Here is a 20,272-nt window from a genome sequence, read left to right on the forward strand (position 1 = left end):
GTATAACCAATTTAAAGAAAGTGGGAGATTACAAGATTAGTTTTGTAATATCCCCTTTCTTTAATTAATCCGTTTTATAAAATGAAAAAACTAATAGGACTTTTTATTTGTTTATTTACGCTTTTACCGATTTCATGCAGCGGAGAAGATAACAAACCGATTGAACCACCAACAGACAATCCAGATCCCACCCCAAATCCGGACCCGACTCCGGAAGAAGACGATGAAATTCCACCATCCATCGCCGATAGCTCATTCTATTACTATAATAAAGCATTCTTACTTGAGAAAAACAATAGTAAAGACGGACTTACTTATTATCGAGAAAACCAGACTTCCAACCATTGGGCTTACTTCTGGAATCAAGCCCTGATTATACTAATGGTCGAAGACCGTTACGAATGCCGGAAAGATGAATCTTTAAAGCCGTTACTTACCAACCTACTGGATGCCTTCCGTCAACATGAGAAAAATCCCCAAACCAACGATATAATGGACTGGACCTGGAATGACTTCCAAGACGACTTACTATGGGCCGGACTTGCCTTCATACGAGGTTATCAAATCACAGGTAACGAACGATTCTTGGAACAAGCAAAGTGGGACTGGGAATTTCTCTACAACCGCGGATATGATACAGCACTTGGTGGTGGTCTTTGGTGGAGTATTGACAAAGCCGATAAGTCAGGATTAAGCAACAACCCAGCCATATCTATGGCTTGTTACCTTTATGAAGCGACTGGAAACCAAACATATCTGAATCAAGCAAAAGACATTTACAATTGGGTATATACTACACTACGTGAACCGAATGGAGCCGTTGACGAGAAAATCAGCAAAGACGGAGTAAGACCGCGTTCTTATAACGTCTATAACGTAGGAGCCTTTATCGAAGCAGCCAATGCATTATATCGTATAACTAAAAATGAAATCTATGCCCAACATGCTAAAGAATCCATTCAGTTTGTAATGAGAGATAAAGTAGATGAAAACGGAATAATGTCGAAGTGGCATCGCGATGGTACATGGCAATCAGAGTTTGCACGGGGTATGGGATTATTCGTGAAAGATAATAATTTATGGGATTACCAAGCAGACTATACCTCTGAGAGAAAACCAATCACCTACTATGAATGGATGCATAAGAATGCTATTGCTGCTTGGGAAACACGTGAACGAGTTAACAACATCACCTTTAATGAATGGGCGAAGCAAACGCCGTTAATACCGGAAACAGGAAAAACGTGGACAGCAATGGAAATGGTAAGTGCCGTAGTAATGACACAGGTAACCCCGGATGAAAAACCATAAAATAAAGGATGATATGACAAAAAGATGGAGTTTACTGCTTTACTTTGCATTTAGCATGCTCTCGACAGCATGCAGCAGTAACGAAGATACGCAAAAGCAAGAGCCATCCACCCCAGAAGTGGACGAAGTCGTAGCAAGAGCCCAACAACCGATCAAGATTGTTTGTGTAGGCAACAGCATCACAGAGGGATTTGGGAACACCTGCCAGGAAAAAGCCTGGCCGGGACAATTGGGTAAACTACTAGGAAGCGACTATACAGTCCTCAATTGCGGTGTGAGTGGTACAACGATGTTCAAAAATAGCGATGCCCCTTATTGGAATACCGACCGTTTTGTTAAAGCAAAAGAAGCGAATCCGCAAATCCTGATTATTGCTTTAGGAACAAACGATGCTGATCCCTGGCGTTGGAACCAGTTGAAAGAAGAGTTCAAGCCTAACTATCTGGATATGGTAGCAGAATTCAGACAAAATGGAAAAGATCCTATCATCTATGTCTGCCTGGCACCACCTTTGTTCGGACCGGATAAAGCTCCTCAAAACCAAATGGTCGAAACAGAACTCATCCCTCGTGTGAAAGAAATAGCCGGAGAAATCGGAGCGTATATTATCGACTTTCATCAACCATTGTTAGGTGCAAGTAAAGAATTCCCGGATAACGTACACCCGGATGATGCCGGCTCTGCTCTTATGGCACAAATTGCGTATAACAAGATAAAGGATGCGCAAGTCATTAAGCCAAACATTTCCGTAACCAAAGGTGAAATAATAAAAGAAAGCATAGCCGTAGTAGAAAAAGGAAGTACAGTCACTTTCAAACCGGAACCGGCAAAAGGTAATTGGAAATGGAACGGACCACAAGGGTTTACCTCCACCGACCGGATTATTAAACTGGAGAATGTACAACGCGGAGGTACATATACTGCCGTCTACACAGATATGACAGGCAACCGGAGCATTATTAACTTCCTAGTTTCCATCAAGGGCGAACAAGGTAGCACTATTACTCCCCAAGTGCAGGATATGCAGGGAAGATGGGCCAAAAGCAGCTTCATACGTGTTAATCCAGGGGGAAATGTAACTCTTGCACCAGAAGTAGAAAATGAAAAAGACGGTTCGTGGGCATGGACTGGTCCGGAAAACTTTTTTGCCGGCACACGAGAAGTCCGTTTACAAACTGTACTTCCTACACAAGCCGGCAAATATACTGCTACATATACGGACGATTATGGACGCCAAAGTTCTATAGACTTTACCATAGCAGTGGAGGGAACTACCATCTGTCCTGAATTGATATCTTATATTAATTACGGCGGATGGAAGAACGTTAGTGAAATGGAGGTAAAAGAGGGCGACAGTGTAACCTTCGGACCACATCCATCTAATGGTGACTGGCATTGGGAAGGTCCGGACGGTTTTACTTCCGACCGTCGCGAAGCTACCGTTTCCAACTTCAACAGCCAAAAGGCAGGTGAATACATCGGTACATTCACCAACGCTGCCGGATGTCGGGTGGAATTGAACATCACTTTGAAACTAAAGAAATAACAAAGATGAGAAACAACATACTGAATCTGCTTCCTTTTACAGGGAAGCAGATTTTTAGCAGACTGACTTTCACTTTTCTAATCGCTGCACAAAGTATAGCAGCACGCAATGTAGAAATTACTCAATTTGGTGCCGTAGGAGATGCGGCAACACTAAATACGAAAGCACTACAAATGGCTATCGACACCTGCGCCGAAACCGGAGGTGGCGAAGTGACAGTACCACCGGGAACGTATATTACAGGGACAATCTACCTACGCAGCAACGTAGAACTGCATCTTTGTCGTGGCTCCATTATCCGAGGTAGTTATCGCAATCCGGAAGACTACCCTACCCGCTCTCTCATTGTAGCAGATAGCATTGAGAATGCCGGAATCTCCGGACCGGGTATCATTGACGGCAATGCACGCCACCCCGAATTTCAAAAGAATTACCGTCTCAACGACGGTAAACGTCCTTACGCTATCTTCTACAAAGACTGCAAAAAGATGTCATTACGCGATGTGGAAGTACGCGATGCAGCAGGATGGACCATACGCTTGTTCCGTTGCGATGGGGTAATTATAGACGGTATCGCCATATTTTCCCTTTCCATGGGGAACAATGACGGTATCGATGTAGACGCACGGAATGTCAACATCACGAATTGCCGTATCGAATGCGACGATGACGGAATCTGCCTGAAAAGCGATGATCCCGACTTCATGGTAGAAAATATCACAGTAACAAACTGTATCATTGCCTCCAATTGCAACCCAATCAAATTCGGCACAGCCTCATGGGCAGGTTTTCGCAATATCACTTTCTCCAATTGTGTAATCCGCCCAACCACAGAGAGCAATATCTGGGACTGGTCTAAAGAATACCGCCATGTAGCTCCTAAAACCCATACCGGATTAGCTGGAATCGCCATCGAATCCGCAGACGGTGGTATCATAGAGCAAGTAGCTTTCAATAATATCAGCATGGAAGGCATTATCACACCGATTTTCATTTGCCTGAACCACCGTCGAATGAATCGGCACAGCGGCAAATCAGGAATTATCCGCAATCTGTTGTTCAGCAACATTACAGCAAAAGCCGAAGGCATTATTCCTACCCTGATTGCCGGTACACCCAATGGGCGTATCACCGGTATTACCCTGCGCGATATCACCGTAGAACATGCCGGCGGTGAAAAAGTCATGACTAAACCTGTTCCGGAAAATTTGAAAGGATATCCGGAAAACCGGATGTACGGCAGAGAAAATCCCGCCGGAGGACTTTATATCCGTCATGCAGACAACATTCTGATAGAAAACTTCCGTGTCCAACAACGTAACACAGACGAACGCCCATCTGTTTTTCTTGATGATGCAACCGATATACATATAGAAAAATTGCAATCAACAGGTTCTATAGCCAAGAAGATGATAGAACACTCCAAATGTAGCAACATAACTATAGACGGAAAAAAGATAGAATAAAACAATTCATATCCATGACATTTCTGTACAAGCCGACGACATCTTAAACAAAATAGATATTAATGTCATAAAATAACAATGAATAATTATTCCTATATGCTACTTTTGTAACAACAGAAGAAAGAAATACCTTCAAAACCATTATCATGAACAAGCATTTAATTCTAACTCTAATGTTCTGCGCATCTCTGTACAGTTATGGGCAAAAACAACACCTGTTGTCATCTCCCGACGGAAACATACAGGTTTCAATAAACCTCTCCGATAAAATCTATTACGATATAGTTTGTCAGAAAGACACCTTATTGAAACAATGTAACCTCCACATGCAATTGGGAAACCAGGAAATCGGGAACTATCCCCGGCTGATAAAGGCAAGCCGGAAAAGCGTCGATGAACCGTTGAAGCCTGTCATTGCACTGAAATACTCAACTGTGCCCAATAAATACAACCGGCTCCTGCTGAAATTCAAAGGAGAATATTCGGTAGAATTCCGCGCATTTGATGACGGTATCGCCTATCGTTTCATTACTGACAAAGAAGGAACTGTCGAAGTAACCGATGAAATCTTCCAGGTAAACTTCCCCGACAACTATCGGCTGCACATGCAACAACCGGGAGGATTCAAAACCGCTTACGAGGAAGAATACCACCATGTGCAAAGCCGGGAATGGAAACCGTCCGACCGGATGGCACTTCTTCCCCTACTGGTTGACACACGCAAAAACTATAAAATTCTAATCAGTGAATCGGCACTGACTGACTACCCGGCACTCTTTCTGAAAAGCAACGGCCGGAACGGAATGTCCTCCGTGTTCCCTAAAGTTCCCCTTGAATTCGGAGAAGACGGAGACCGCAGCCTCAAAATCCTGAAAGAAGCTGATTATATAGCCAAAACCGACGGACAACGCAGCTTCCCCTGGCGTTATTTCGTCATCACCCAAAACGATGGGCAATTGATAGAAAATACCATGACCTGCAGACTGGCGGAAAAGAATGTGTTGGAAGACACCTCCTGGATTAAACCCGGGCTAGCCAGTTGGGAATGGTGGAATGGCGCCACTCCCTATGGGCAAGACGTAGACTTTGTCGCAGGCTGCAACCTGGACACTTATAAATACTTCATCGACTTCGCCGCCCGTTACGGAATACCCTACATCGTAATGGACGAAGGATGGGCACAATCCACAAGAGATCCCTACACCCCTAATCCGAAAGTAGACTTACACGAACTGATTCGTTACGGCAAAGAAAAGAATGTCGGTATCGTACTCTGGCTCACATGGCTGGCGGTAGAGAAAAACTTCGGACTGTTCGAAACATTCGAGAAATGGGGAGTAAAAGGCATAAAAATCGACTTCATGGACAGAAGCGACCAATGGATGGTGAATTACTACGAAAGAGTTGCCGAAGAAGCAGCCAAACATCATCTGTTCGTCGACTTTCACGGTTCCTTCAAACCGGCCGGACTGGAATATAAGTACCCGAATGTGCTCTCTTATGAAGGTGTAAGGGGGATGGAGCAAATGGGAGGATGCCGTCCTGACAATAGTGTCTATTTCCCTTTTATAAGAAATGCAGTGGGACCGATGGATTATACACCGGGCGCCATGCTCAGCATGCAGCCGGAAATATACCGCTCCGAACGTCCCAACTCTGCCAGCATAGGCACACGGGCTTATCAAATGGCACTGTTCATCATCTTCGAAAGCGGAATCCAGATGATGGCAGACAACCCGACACTTTATTACCGTAACGACGAATGTACCCGCTTTATCACCCAAGTGCCGCAAACGTGGGACGAAACCTTCGCTCTAGCAGCAAAGGTGGGAGAATACGCCATTGTAGCCAAACGCAAAGGCAACAAATGGTTCATCGGAGGCATGACGAACAACCGGGAACAACAAAGAACATTCGAACTGGATACAGACTTCCTGAAAGAAGGACAAACATATCGCATGACCTCCTTCGAAGACGGGAAAAATGCAAACCGCCAAGCGATGGACTACCGGAAGAACCAACGCATCCTTCGAAAAGGAGACAAGATAGCTGTTCGCTTGGTACGTAACGGCGGCTTCGCAGCCATCATTGAATAACTTAATAACCAATATTCGTTTATGAAAAAAGAAACAATCTCCGGTGCACTGATTGCACTTCTACTCACCCCCTTAACCGTCGTCCACGCACAAAACGACGGACGCCCCGAATGGGACAATGAATACATCTCAGGAGTTAATAAAGAAGAAGCCTGCCAGGTCGCCATTCCCTTTGCCGACGAACAGCAAGCCGTCACGTCCGTAACCGAAGAGTCACCCTACTACATGACACTGAACGGCACTTGGAAATTCCATTGGGTAGCCGACCCCAAAGACAGGCCGCAGGAGTTTTATCAACCCGATTATGATGTAAGCCAATGGGACAATATCAAAGTACCCGCAACCTGGCAAATCGAAGCTGTACGCAACAACAAGAACTGGGACAAGCCGTTATACTGTAATACCATCTATCCCTTCTGTGACTGGAGGCACGTACAATGGCCGAACGTCATTCAACCCCGCCCGACGGACTACACCTTCGCATCCATGCCCAATCCGGTAGGCAGCTACCGAAGAGATTTCACCTTACCCGACTCCTGGAAAGGGAGAGACATCTTCATCCGCTTCAACGGAGTGGAAGCAGGTTTCTACATTTGGGTAAACGGCCGGAAAGTAGGCTACTCGGAAGACAGCTACCTGCCTGCCGAGTTCAACCTGACCCCCTATCTGAAAACAGGTAAAAACGTATTAGCAGTTGAAGTGTACCGGTTTACGGACGGCAGTTATCTGGAATGCCAGGACTTTTGGCGTTTCAGCGGCATTTTCAGAGACGTATTCCTATGGTCTGCCCCCCAAACGCAAATCAGGGACTTTTTCTTCCGTACAGACTTGGACAAAGCCTATAAAAACGCTATCGTATCCCTGGACATACAAATAACCGGGAAAAAAGGCAAGAACGAAATTCTCGCAAAGATAACCACTCCGGACGGTGAAGAGATTGCCACCCAATCCATGCAGGCGAAAACGGGCATGAACCAGATGCGATTTGAAGTGTCCGACCCGCTCAAATGGACGGCAGAAACTCCTAACCTATACAACCTGACTCTCTTGTTAAAACAAAAAGGCAAAATCACGGATATCCGCAATGTCAAAGTCGGTTTCCGCAAGATTGAACTCACCAAAGACGGGCAAATGCTGATTAACGGAAAATCCACCTTATTCAAAGGAGTGGACAGGCACGACAATAGCCCCCTCAACGGACGAACCGTCTCGAAGGAGGAAATGGAGAAAGACGTGCAACTGATGAAATCATTGAACATAAACGCCGTACGTACCTCACACTATCCTAATAACCCTTATTTCTACGATTTATGCGACAGGTACGGCCTCTACGTGATGGCGGAAGCCAACGTGGAATGCCACGGACTGATGGAGCTCTCCAGCGAGCCCTCCTGGAAGAAAGCCTTCACTGAACGCAATGAAAACCAAGTAAAAAGATACAGGAACCATGCTTCCATCGTCATGTGGTCGATGGGGAACGAGTCAGGAAACGGAATCAATTTCCAGTCAGCCGTAGCTGCGGTCAAAGCCCTGGACAACACACGTCCTACACACTATGAAGGGAACAGTTCCTTCTGTGATGTAACCAGTACCATGTACTCCGACGTACAATGGCTGGAAGGTGTAGGAAAAGAACGTCTTGAGAAAGCGCAAAAAGGCGAAACCGTGAAACCTCACGTGGTTTGCGAATACGCCCATGCCATGGGAAACGCTATCGGTAACTTCAAAGAATACTGGGAAACATACGAACGTTACCCGGCACTCCTCGGCGGCTTCATCTGGGACTGGATAGACCAAGGTATTCAAATGCCTACTCCTGACGGCAAAGGTTATTACATGGCCGTGGGAGGAGACTTCGGTGATAAGCCGAATGACGGTAACTTCTGTACGAACGGGGTTATCTTTGCGGACCGCACGCTCTCTGCCAAATCTTACGAAGTGAAGAAAATACACCAACCCATCAGCGTTACAGCCGAAGGGAACGGAAAATACAGGCTAACCAATAAAAGATTTCATACAGACCTGAGCGACCTCTATGGAAGATATGAAATCAGGGAAGACGGGAAAGTTATCTTGTCCGGAAACCTGGAAGAACTGAATTTAGACGCACAGGAAAGCAAGACAATCACAATTTCCGATGTACAAGTGAAAAAAATTCCGGGAGCCGAATATTTCATTAATTTTAGCTTCCGCCAGAAAAACGATACGGAATGGGAAAAGGCAGGCTACGAAGTGGCATCAGAACAAATCAAACTCTCTGAAAGCGAGAAACCCGTATTTAAAGCAGGGCAAGGAACAATCAGCCTCGCCGAGTCCGGAGACTGTTACATCGTGAAAGGCCGGAACTTTGAAGCCGCCTTCTCACAAAAGACAGGAACCCTCTCCGCATATACTCTCAACGGAGTATCCCTAATCAGCAAAGGACCGGAGCTCAATGTCTTTCGGGCTCCCACCGACAACGACCGGCAAATAGACGGAGACTGGCAGCGCAAAGGATTGTGTAACATGACTCCCGAAACAGGTAAATGGGAAGTGAAACAGGAAAACGGAAAAGTAATCCTGCAAATCAGAAATACGTACAGAAGCAAGATAGGCTTTAACTTCGAGACGGAAATGGAATATTCCATAGCTCCGGACGGTTCGATTCTGGTGAACAGCACTATTGTCCCGGCAGTAAACGGAGAAATCATCCCGCGCGTAGGTTACCGTATGGAGCTGCCGGAAGGTTTCGAACGTATGCGTTGGTACGGCCGCGGACCATTGGAGAACTATATAGACCGTAAAGACGCCACTTATGTAGGCGTATATGAATCTCGAGTTTCCGACCAATGGGTCAATTACATCAAACCGCAGGAGATGGGCAACCATGAAGATGTACGCTGGATCTCAATCACCAACTCCGACGGTATGGGATTCGTATTCGTAGCCGGAGACAAGATGTCAGCTTCCGCCCTACACGTAAGAGCACAAGATATGGTAGACTCTACCGACTTGAGAAAATTGGTTCACAAATACGAGATACCGATGCGAAAAGAAACGGTTCTCTGCCTCGATGCCAAACACCGCCCTCTGGGTAACGGCAGTTGTGGCCCCGGTCCGATGAGGAAATACGAACTTCTCTCCCAGCCCACCGTATTCAGTTTCATCATGATGCCGCTGGAAAGAAGCTACCGGGAGGAAGAACTGGTGGAGAAAGCGCGCGTACAAATGCCGGTATGCATGCCCGTCCTGATAGAAAGGGACAACAACGGATACCTGCAATTAAAGACCGGCACACCGGGAGCCACCATCCATTACAGCCTGAACGGCGGGGAATTCAAGATATACTCGACTCCCATCGAATTCATCTCCGGCGGAAAAGTACAGGCATATGCAACCTCGGAAAAACTGGGAAAGAGCCTGACAACATCTGTCGAACTACCTATATATGTAGACCGTTCCGCATGGAAGATAATATCCGTGAGTAGTGAAAACAACGGCGAAGAGGCGCGTAATGCCATCGACGGCGACCCGACTACCATCTGGCACAGCCGCTGGTCCTCGCCGGTAGCCAAACACCCGCATGAAATCATCGTGGACATGGCTTCCCTGCTCGAAGTGGACAAATTCCTCTATACCCCGCGGAACTCAGGCAACGGACGTATCAAAGATTATGAGCTTTATTTCAGCAAAAACGGAAAGAACTGGGAAGGTAAAGTAAAAGGTGCTTTTGCCAACTCATCGTCCGCCCAAACGGTGACATTGAAAGAACCGATTACAGCCCGCTATTTCAAACTCATAGCTCTATCGGAAATCAACGGCAGGGACTGGGCTTCGGCAGCCGAACTAAACGTCAGCATTACCAGAAACCTATCAGGCGCATCCGAAGGAAGACAACGTGTCATCTATGTGGACAGTGATGCGGACAGTAGCATGAAACTAGCTGCCGATGGCAATGCCAATACTTACTGGCGCACCGTACACAACCAATATTACCTCGCACCCTATCCGCATGAAATACAACTGTCGCTCGCTAAGGAGACCAAGGTAAAAGGGATTAAATACACACCGCGGCAGGATTCCGCTGAAGGACGAATAGCAAAATACGAAATTTACCTTAGCTGTGACGGGAAAGAATGGGGCAAAGCAGTCGCTTCGGGAACCTTCCGGGACTCCCAGGAAACGCAGGTCGTGGAATTCCCCTCACAACAGGCACGTTATGTGAAACTCCAGGCATTATCTGCTGCAGATGGTGGTAAACAGGCTGCTGTAGCAGAATTGGAAATCCTGACAGCCGAATAACCTTGCGGCAAAAAGCCCAAACAGTCCAAGAAGAAAAGACGAGACAGACTTGCGGACAACCTACAAACTAGGCGCATGACAATCCCCTTGTTTTAAGTCCCTGCACCGTTGGTGAACCGGGATTTAAAACAAGGGGATTCATCTTGAAAAAATGACCGGCAGGCCAAGTTCCCCGTATCTTTCCACCTTCCACCACAAACTCCGTTACTTTTCTTTCCGGTAATCTGTAGATGGCTTTTTCCATACCGAAGAAAGATGCCCACGGTTGTTGCAGAGAGTAAAATATCGGAAAAATGTAATCTATTTTTTCTTCTTTTCCTGCCATATCCCGATTATTCAGTATATTTGCATTACCCAATTAATCTGAATAAATAGATATATGAAAAGCAAATACGCCATTTCCAGACTCTTAGGAATCATCAGTATCCTAAGTTGCCTTCCGTATATGACCCATGCATACAGTTTACGGCAATTCTCCAACAAAGACGGATTATCCAACAGTGCCATCTTGTCTTTATACCAGGATAACCGGGGAGTCATTTGGATTGGTTCATGCGACGGCCTCCATACGTATGACGGTAACAGTATCCAAATATACAGTCCGTCCAGCTCTCCCAAGACGCTGCTCTCCGGAAACCTTATCAACAATGTCACGGAAACCGGAAAAAATATACTTTGGGTACAAACTAATTATGGGTTAGACCGGCTAGATATAAAAGAGCAAACCTCTCGGAGCTTTGCTGAGTTCAAAGATAACAGGTTCATGGCCAAAAGCAAAGACAACGTTCTTTTCACGTTAAAAGACGACGGTTATTTCTATTATTACCACCAAGAAAAAGGAATGTTCCAGAAACTGGAAATCCCGCAACCCGCATTTGAACACATATTATCCATCGCCATCGACGAGAATGACATGTTGTGGGTCTTCACTTCCAACAATGACAACCGCTGTTACCGGATAAACAAGACTAGAGACGGATTGTCCCTATCTCCGAAAAACCTCTTCAAACACAGTGAAAAGCTACGATGGGTCTTTCCCGAAGAGCGATTGGTCTACTTTATCGACGAGAGCTACTCATTGTATGAATACGACTTTAACAACCAGCAGCAATACTTCATCACAGACCTCAAAGCGGAAATTGAAGAGCGCGGGGAAGTGTCTTCCATCATCAAACAACAGAACGATTATTACATCGGTTTCAAAAGCAGCGGCCTGATTGTGCTGAAATACATGCCTGACCAGAAAATCAAATACCGGATACAGCCTACCGAAATCCATTCTGGCATTTTCTGCCTGATGAAAGACAAATACCAGGACATTGTCTGGATAGGGACCGACGGTCAAGGAGTATATATGTATTTCAACGACGCTTTTTCTATCAGCAACACTTTACTGGATACTCCCGTGTACCAGATTAATAATCCCGTACGCGCCCTCTATTATGACAATGAACAAACCTTGTGGATAGGGACCAAAGGAGGAGGCATGCTGCGGTTCAAGGAGTATTCCGCAGAAACCGGTACATCGGTCTCTTTCGAACACATCTCCACCGCTAACAGTGCTCTGACCGACAACGCGGTTTATTGCTTTACGCCCGGTTCGATGAGCAAGCTATGGATAGGTACGGAAAACGGTATCAACTATTACTCGTACAAAAGCAGGCAGCTAAAAACATTCACGGTAACGGCGGACGGTAGGAAAGTGAAATACGTACATTCCATCCATGAGCCGAACGATACGACCTTATGGATATCTACCGTAGGTGAAGGCATCGTGAAAGTGATATTGCACCCAAACACCGCTTTTCCAACGGTGAAATCGGCAACCAGAATTGTTTTGGATGACGGACGCCTGGCTTCCAACTACTTCTTTACTTCTTTTCAAGAAAACGACTCCCTGTTATGGTTCGGCAACCGCGGATATGGGGCATACCAGCTCAATATCGAAACCGGTAAATTTACTCCCTACAAGTTCGACAGCATTGTAAACAGCCGGACTGCCAACGATATTTTCGCCATCTACAAAAACAAAGACGGATATTGGTTTGCCACCAGTTCGGGACTGCTTCATTTCGCCCAGAACACCTCGTCTTATCATAACAAGATAGACCTGCTTTCAAAAAACACCGCACACGGCATTCTGGAAGACCAGCAGAACAACATTTGGATTAGCACCAACCAGGGACTAGTGAGGTTCAACCCCCAAACTCGTACCGGCCAGACATACAACAGAAAAAACGGGTTGGAGGTCACCGAGTTCAGCGATGGAGCTTTCTACAAGGACGTGCCGACCGGGACTTTGTTTTTCGGCGGTACGAACGGGTTTGTCGCTATCAGACCCAATGCCTGCAGCATAACCGACTACATGCCTCAAATAAGCATAAAAGGGCTGTCTGTTTTCGGAAAAGAATGTAACATCCATGACTTTCTGCATGAAAAAGAAGAGAAAACAGTCCTCCGACTGGATTATAGCCAGAATTTCTTTCACATCGACTTTATGGCAGTGGATTATATAAACGGAAACAATTATTCCTATTATTACAAACTGGACGAGGTGAGCAGCCAATGGATAGAGAATGGGGCATCTCCCAGTGCTGTATTCTCTAACCTTTCACCGGGACAATACACGTTATCGGTAAAATACAGGAACAACATCAACGGAAAAGAATGTGCCCCCCAGTCGTTTTTTATTCAGATTACCCCTCCCTGGTATGCGAGTGACTGGGCGTATGTCACCTATTTTATCCTGCTCGCCGGTTTCTGTATCCTAGCGGTCTGCCAAATCATCCGGAAATATCGCCGTAAACAGGCCCGCATTATCGAAAAGATGAACCGGGAAAAGAAAGAAGAAATCTATGAGTCCAAACTGCGTTTCTTCACTAATATCACACACGAGTTCTGCACACCATTGACCCTGATTTATGGTCCGTGTGAGAAAATACTCACCTATCCGCAATCCGACCCGTACATCTGCAAATACGGAAAAATGATACAGCAGAACGCCGAGAAACTGAACGCATTAATCCTGGAGCTACTCGAATTCCGCAGGCTGGAAACCGGGAACAAAACACTCTCTGTCCAAAGGCAACCCGTATCGGACAAACTCCGGAACATAGCGGAGTCTTTCAGCGAACTGGCTGAAAACAAGAAACTGGATTACAGGTTGGACATCCAACCAGACATTGAATGGAACACGGACACTGGTTGTTTCAACAAGATAGTCAACAATCTGATATCCAACGCATTCAAATATACTCCGGAAAAAGGTGAAATCATTGTCGAGCTAAAGGCTGAAGACGGGCAATTAGTCCTCCGGATATCCAACTCCGGAAAAGGTATAGCAAAAGAGAATTTGGACAAGGTATTCGACCGTTACAAGATTTTGGACTCTGTGGAACTGAACGGGAAAGGTTCCCGGAACGGGCTCGGACTGGCTATATGCAAAAGTATGGTGACCCTGCTGAACGGTCGGATTGACATTGAAAGTATCCCTGATAAACTTACTACGTTTACCGTTAGCCTGCCGGAATTACCGCCGTCAGAACAGGAAAAGCCCCAAGAGGCGTACTCTACCGGGGAACTGGCATCTGACACGGAGCCTGTCAAGCTGGAAAAGACCGTTACAGATTTTGACCCCTCCAGACAGACAGTCATGATTATCGACGACGATCCATCCATGCTTTGGTTTGTCTCGGAAATTTTCGTCGACAAGTATAACGTATGTTCTTTCAGTCATGCCAAAGACGCTTTGGACAGCCTGGAAATAAGGCAACCGGACTTGATTATCTCGGATGTGATGATGCCTGACATCGACGGGCTTTCTTTCACTCACTGCATCAAGCAGAACAAACTGTGGAGCCATATACCGTTAATCCTGTTATCCGCCCTGCATCATGAGGACGAGCAGGTGAAAGGACTTGATTCGGGAGCCGACGCTTATATCACCAAGCCTTTTAATGTAAAGTACCTGGAAAAGATTGTTTACCGGCTGATAAAGCGGAAATCCGAATTGAAAGAGTACTATAATTCCGTATTCAGTGCCTTCCAGATAGATAACGGAAACCTCGTACATAAAGAAGACCACGATTTCCTGAACAAGGTCATGAAAATCATTGATGCCAACATCGAAAATCCGGACCTTTCCGTAGAGCTACTGAGCAATGAATTGGGATACAGCACCCGCCAGTTCTACCGGAAGCTGAAACCGATAACGGAAAAGTCGCCGACGGACATTATCAGGGAATACCGCTTGACGGTAGCTGAACGTCTATTGTTGATAAAGAACCTCACCATTGAAGAAATCATGGATAAAACAGGATTCACTAACCGAGGAACATTTTATAAGCTATTCTCCTCACGGTTTGGTATGCCGCCGCGCCAATACAGAGAACAGCAAAAGGAAAATGTCGTGAAAGGCTCTCACAAACCGTAAAGGTGTGTCTCCGCATGTTTTTTCTGTTCCCCCGCTTGCCCGGGAGATTCATCTTACCGGACGATTTTCAATTCCCGTACAAGATGGTCCGCCTTGCCGTATTTCTCCATGATAAAGAGCATATAGCGTACATCCACGCCGATACAGCGCTGCAAGTCCGGTTCAAATACGATATCGCTGCTCATCGCCTCCCAGTTGCCGTCGAAAGCCAGCCCCAGCAACTCGCCTTCGGCATTGAACATGGCGCTACCGGAATTACCTCCCGTAATGTCATTATTGGAGATGAAGCAAACATTCATACCTCCCTGTTCATTGGCATATCTCCCGAAATCACCGGAAGAGAGCAACCTTAACAACTCCGGCTGAACAGCAAAGTCAATCTCTCCTTCATGTTCTTTCACTTTCTCGAAAATACCCTTCACCGTCGTATAATAATCATAGGCAGCCCCGTCAAAAGGGGTATAACCACCAACAGTCCCAAAACTCAGCCTCATCGTTGAATTAGCGTCCGGGTAGAAATTTCGGTCGGCATACATGCGGCGCATGGCGGCATTGAACATCCGTTCACCCCGCTCTATCTGTTCGGAAGCCTCGGAAATACCTTGGTTCATCTCATAGTATTTTACAATCAAGTCCAGGCTCAGGGAAACCGCCGGATCATCTATCAAGTTATAGGTGGTATCCCGCTCCAAAAAACGTTTCAGGCCTTTGGGAGAGGTAATGTCGGAAGAGGCGTACAATGAGTCTACATAAGTCCGGATATTCCCACCGTAAAGCGTATCTATCTTTTCATACATGGCGGGTAAATATTTCCTGTCCACTTTAGACCGGTATTCCTTGAGCATGGCGGCAAAAACTTCCTTATCAATGGAGAGGTCGAGATTTTCATATTTCTCCAGCAGTTTCTTCATGCGAGAGACAACCTGTTTCTCTTCCGCCTCAAAGTCGAAATTCAGAATTTCAAGCGCGAGCTGCACCAATTCCGGGCCATTGATAAACGACTCGCCGAAATATGCCAACGCCCGGTTGGTCTCACGGCGGTTGCCATAACCCAATTCCAAGGAGGAAAACAGGCGAATCAGTTTCTCCCTCTCTTCCGGACGGGATTGAATCCAGTCACGCAGCACGGTCTCGGCCGCCCGCTTCTTTTCCAATACTTTCAAGTGCCTGATGGCTTTGTTCGTCCCGATGCTGTTTTTCCAGTAATTGGAACTTTCATCATATTTCGATGCGTATTTGATACGGATGTCCGGACGGCGGTCCATCTCCCGCTTCCAAATTGCCTGTTTCACTCCCCGCACGTCAATCATAGCCTGGTTTATTCCATTCATCATCTCTTCGATACCGTATGAAGAGAGATAGCGTTCCGTGCTTCCCGGATAACCGAGGGTCATGCAGAAGGAACCCTCCTCATATCCGCCCAAAGAAATCGGAGCGACATATTCGGGACGGTACGGAACATTCTCCGGAGAATAATCCGCCGGGTTGTTACGGGTATCGGCATAAATGCGGAATACGCTGAAATCACCGGTATGGCGCGGCCACATCCAGTTATCCGTGTCCCACCCGAACTTACCGACAGAAGAGGGAGGGGCAAAAACCAGGCGGACGTCATTATAGTCACGGTAGACTGAAAGCCAGAACTCATTTCCCGCATAATAGGCATCAACAATCCCAGTGAGCGTAGAATCTTTCTCCGATACTTCCATACCAATGGCATTCATTACAGAATCGACTGCCGCTTGGCGTTCGGATTCGGTCTTGGCATGCCTAGCGACGGACAATACCCGTTTGGTTACATTTTCCGTGCGAAGCAAGAAACGGACATACAATTCAGGATTCGGCAATTCTTCTTCAAGGCTGCGAGCCACGAAACCGTCTTTCAGATAATCGTGTTCTACGGAAGAGTGCTGCTGGATGCTACTGAAACCGCAATGATGATTGGTGAACACCAAACCGTCTTCCGACACCACCACGCCCGAACAAAAGCCCCCAAAGCTGACTACGGCATCCGCAAGGGAGGGCTTTCTCGGATTATATATTTTATTTACGGGCATCTGCAGTCCGAGTTCTCTCATTACACGGTCTGTCTGTTTATCCTTCCGGAGATTTCCCAATAACCACATTCCCTCGTCTGCCCAAACGGAGGACAGACAAAGGAAAAGGGTAATCATTGCGGTTAGTCTGAATTTCATGTCTTTATTTTTAATTCTTTATTCTGTAATCAGCCTTAACTTCTTCGTTCCCACCCGTGCTTTCAGCCATTCGCCGACTTTCTCTTTCTCAACAGTCGTCGGGGGTTTAGCAAACTTCAAGACGGCCAGTGTCACCGTATCTGTTTTCATCGAATCGACCCGTACTTCAAGCGAATGAGCGATAGAAAGCGTAGTGACGGAAGGATAGAGCACCTTTAGTTCGGGAACCAACGTACTGCTCATCTCATCATAAATCTTATATTGCTTAAGGGTCTCCTCCAATTGCGAAATCCTCACTTTCTGCTCCTGTAATCGTTGCTCGCTGTTTTTATAAAAGTCTTCCATCACCATGGCGCGTATGGAAGAGACGTCTACCGCTTCGTTGTTCATGCCTTGCAACACCACCAGTTTCGTATCTTCCAGCTTATATTCTTTCAGCTTGCTGCGGGCGATGGAAATCGAAGCGTCCGGCACTTCCGGCCCTATCAGTACCACGCGGACTTCCTTATGTTCATAATCTACTTTCTTGTCAAGTACCTGCGTGTTTTCGAAGGCTAGTTGCTCATTGATAAAACGATTGGCAGCCGCTTCATAAAAAGTGCCTTTAATAATACCGAATGTCAGGTAAACTGCCGGACACATCGTCAAGACCACAATCAGGATGATATATTTGCGTACCGTCTTCTCACGGGTTTTATCCACAAACTCTTTCCGCTGGAAATGCATAACCCGGACACCGATAAAAGTAGCCAGGCTGATAAACACCGAATTGATGAAATAAAGATAGAAAGCGCCCAGGAAATAAATGAGATTGCCCGATGCCAGCCCGTATCCCGCCGTGCAAAGCGGAGGCATCAACGCGGTAGCGATAGCGACTCCCGGAATCACATTTCCCTTTTCTTTCGTCGAAAGCGCCACGACACCTGCTAAGCCGCCGAAAAGGGCGATGAAGACGTCATAGATGGTAGGCGAAGTACGCGCCAGCAATTCGGACTGCGAACCGGCAATGGGGGCGAGCAAGAAGAAGACCGTTGCTGTTGTCACACTGAAAGCGGTCGTTATGAAGAAACTCTTTAAAGAGCGTTTCATCAGCTCGAAATCGTTCAACCCGACGGAAAGCCCGACGCCCATGATAGGCCCCATCAGCGGTGAAATCAGCATGGCGCCGATAATCACAGCGGTAGAGTTCACATTCAGTCCGAGCGACGCCATGAATATGGCAAAGATAAGAATCCACAGGTTAGCTCCTTTAAACTCGACTCCTTTACGGATGGAATCGACTGTCTCCATTTCATTGTCCTTATCTTTCTTCAAATCCAGGTACTCGCTCAGAAAGGATTTGACGGCAAACTTATTACGGTCATCTGTTTTCATAGTTATTTATTTTTTATCAATCGGTTAATAACAGGTATCTGTTCCAGCGGCAAATCTTTCTTAACGATATATGCGAGGAACAACAGCAAAAGCAAAGTACGGAAAGCCAGACGGAGCACAAGGTTCGGAATCGGGACTTGCTCTCCAAGCAGGTATAACGCCGCAGCAAGCAGAATGTAAATTCCGAGGTTCTTCAAGTCATACCGTATCGGATATTTTTTCTGCCCCATCCAGTAAGACAACAACACAATCACGCCGTATCCGGCAACGGAGGCCCATGCGGAAGCGACATATCCATAAACCGGCACAAACAAAATGTTCATCGTCACGATAACGACACAGCCTATCAGCGAGAAGTAGGCTCCCCACTGCGTTTCGTCCGTCAGCTTATACCAGAAAGAAAGGTTGAAGTAAATCCCCTTGCATATTTCCGCAAGCATCACGATAGCTACCACTCCCAAGCCTTCCCAATATCCTCTCGCTACCAGATAACGTAACAAATCGAGGTAGAACATCACGGCGAGAAAAGCCAGCAACGAGAAAATAAGAAAGTATTTCATAGCTGCCGCATACATCTTGCGGTTGTCTCCTTCGTTGCTCTTTCCGAAGACAAACGGCTCGTAAGCATAGCGGAAAGCCTGTGTAAATAGTGCCATCACCATCGCAATCTTACTGGTGGCAGCATAAATTCCCAGCTGTACGAGCCCTTCCTGGCGGTCTGCGAACAGAAAGGGATAAATCATTTTATCCACCGTCTGGTTCAGAATGCCGACCAGCCCAAGTATCAGTATCGGGAAAGAATACACGACCATCCGTTTCAGCAACGCCTTATCCAACTTGTAGGCGAAACCTCTCAACTCCGGAATGAAAAAGAACATCTGCACAGCCGAGACAATCAGATTGCTGACGAAGATGTAACCGACTAGGTAGTCTGGCTCATAGAACCACGAGACAGTTTCCGGGGCACGGACGTTCAGCCATGGGCATACCAACAGAAAGAATACATTCAGGCCAATACCGCCGACAATGGAAAACAATTTGATAGCCGCAAACTTAATCGGACGTTTCTTATATCGCAAATAGGCGAAAGGAATACACTGGAAAGAGTCTAAGGCTACGACAACCGCCATCATCGCAATGAACTCCGGATGACTGCCATAATCCAGCAGGTCGGCAACGGGCTGTAGGAAAAGCAGGCAGAGCAGGACGAACACCAACGAGACTCCTCCCACCGAAAGCAGGGAATTGGCATATACCTTCATCGGTTCTTCTCCCGATTTATTCACAAAACGGAAAAATCCGGTCTCCATACCGAACGTCAGCAGCACTAGCATCAAGGCTGTGTACGCATAGACATTCGACACCACTCCATACCCTCCGGTAGAAGCCGGCAGAACTGCCGTATACAGCGGGACCAACATATAATTGAGGAACCGGCCGATAATGCTGCTCAATCCGTAAATCGCCGTATCTTTTACTAATGATTTTAATCCAGACATGTTTGTTTCAGTAATTATTATTCGTGCCGGGCCGACGTTTCTTCTGCTGCTGAACCTCCTCCGGAGGATATG

General features: G+C 46.5%; 10 protein-coding genes. 6 read left to right on the forward strand and 4 right to left on the reverse strand.

Features of this window, described 5'->3' with window-relative positions; all coding sequences use genetic code 11:
- The first annotated feature begins 81 nt into the window (after positions 1-81).
- The 5 genes from Q5076_RS06390 (at position 82) to Q5076_RS06410 (ending at position 10,700) form a co-directional block, all read left to right on the forward strand.
- Entirely contained in the window at positions 82-1,311 is a 1,230-nt protein-coding gene (locus tag Q5076_RS06390; protein ID WP_303011807.1) for a glycoside hydrolase family 76 protein, read from the forward strand.
- Positions 1,312-1,324: 13 nt separating this feature from the next.
- Positions 1,325-2,857, forward strand: coding sequence for a GDSL-type esterase/lipase family protein (locus tag Q5076_RS06395; RefSeq protein ID WP_303011808.1), 1,533 nt, complete (start codon positions 1,325-1,327; stop codon positions 2,855-2,857).
- Between the two features lie 5 nt (positions 2,858-2,862).
- Positions 2,863-4,323, forward strand: a complete 1,461-nt coding sequence (locus Q5076_RS06400; RefSeq protein ID WP_303011809.1) for a glycoside hydrolase family 28 protein — start codon at positions 2,863-2,865, stop codon at positions 4,321-4,323.
- Positions 4,324-4,469: 146 nt separating this feature from the next.
- Complete coding sequence (locus Q5076_RS06405; protein WP_303011810.1) at positions 4,470-6,419, forward strand: glycoside hydrolase family 97 protein; 1,950 nt, start codon at positions 4,470-4,472, stop codon at positions 6,417-6,419.
- A 21-nt stretch (positions 6,420-6,440) separates the two neighbouring features.
- Positions 6,441-10,700, forward strand: a complete 4,260-nt coding sequence (locus Q5076_RS06410; protein WP_303011811.1) for a glycoside hydrolase family 2 TIM barrel-domain containing protein — start codon at positions 6,441-6,443, stop codon at positions 10,698-10,700.
- Between the two features lie 67 nt (positions 10,701-10,767).
- Here the strand turns inward: Q5076_RS06410 and Q5076_RS06415 are convergent, their stop codons facing one another.
- Positions 10,768-11,025 (reverse strand): hypothetical protein, encoded by a 258-nt coding sequence (locus Q5076_RS06415; RefSeq protein WP_303011813.1) that lies wholly within the window; start codon positions 11,023-11,025, stop codon positions 10,768-10,770.
- Between the two features lie 54 nt (positions 11,026-11,079).
- Between Q5076_RS06415 and Q5076_RS06420 the strand changes: the two genes are divergently transcribed.
- A complete protein-coding gene (locus Q5076_RS06420; RefSeq protein ID WP_303011814.1) occupies positions 11,080-15,132 on the forward strand; it encodes a two-component regulator propeller domain-containing protein in 4,053 nt (1,350 codons plus the stop codon).
- A gap of 53 nt (positions 15,133-15,185) precedes the next feature.
- Here Q5076_RS06420 and Q5076_RS06425 read toward each other — a convergent pair whose 3' ends face one another.
- Genes Q5076_RS06425 through Q5076_RS06435 form a run of 3 tightly spaced genes read right to left on the reverse strand, consistent with a single transcriptional unit; the run spans position 15,186 to position 20,200 of the window.
- Positions 15,186-17,327 (reverse strand): S46 family peptidase, encoded by a 2,142-nt coding sequence (locus Q5076_RS06425; RefSeq protein ID WP_303011815.1) that lies wholly within the window; start codon positions 17,325-17,327, stop codon positions 15,186-15,188.
- Between the two features lie 18 nt (positions 17,328-17,345).
- Positions 17,346-18,701 carry a TIGR00341 family protein gene (locus Q5076_RS06430; protein WP_303011816.1) on the reverse strand — a complete coding sequence of 452 codons (1,356 nt, stop codon included), beginning with the start codon at positions 18,699-18,701 and terminating at the stop codon, positions 17,346-17,348.
- Between the two features lie 2 nt (positions 18,702-18,703).
- Positions 18,704-20,200, reverse strand: coding sequence for a lipopolysaccharide biosynthesis protein (locus Q5076_RS06435; RefSeq protein ID WP_303011817.1), 1,497 nt, complete (start codon positions 20,198-20,200; stop codon positions 18,704-18,706).
- Between the last annotated feature and the right edge of the window lie 72 nt (positions 20,201-20,272).

Origin of the sequence: uncultured Bacteroides sp. (assembly GCF_958445495.1) — a bacterium.
Lineage (GTDB): Bacteria > Bacteroidota > Bacteroidia > Bacteroidales > Bacteroidaceae > Bacteroides.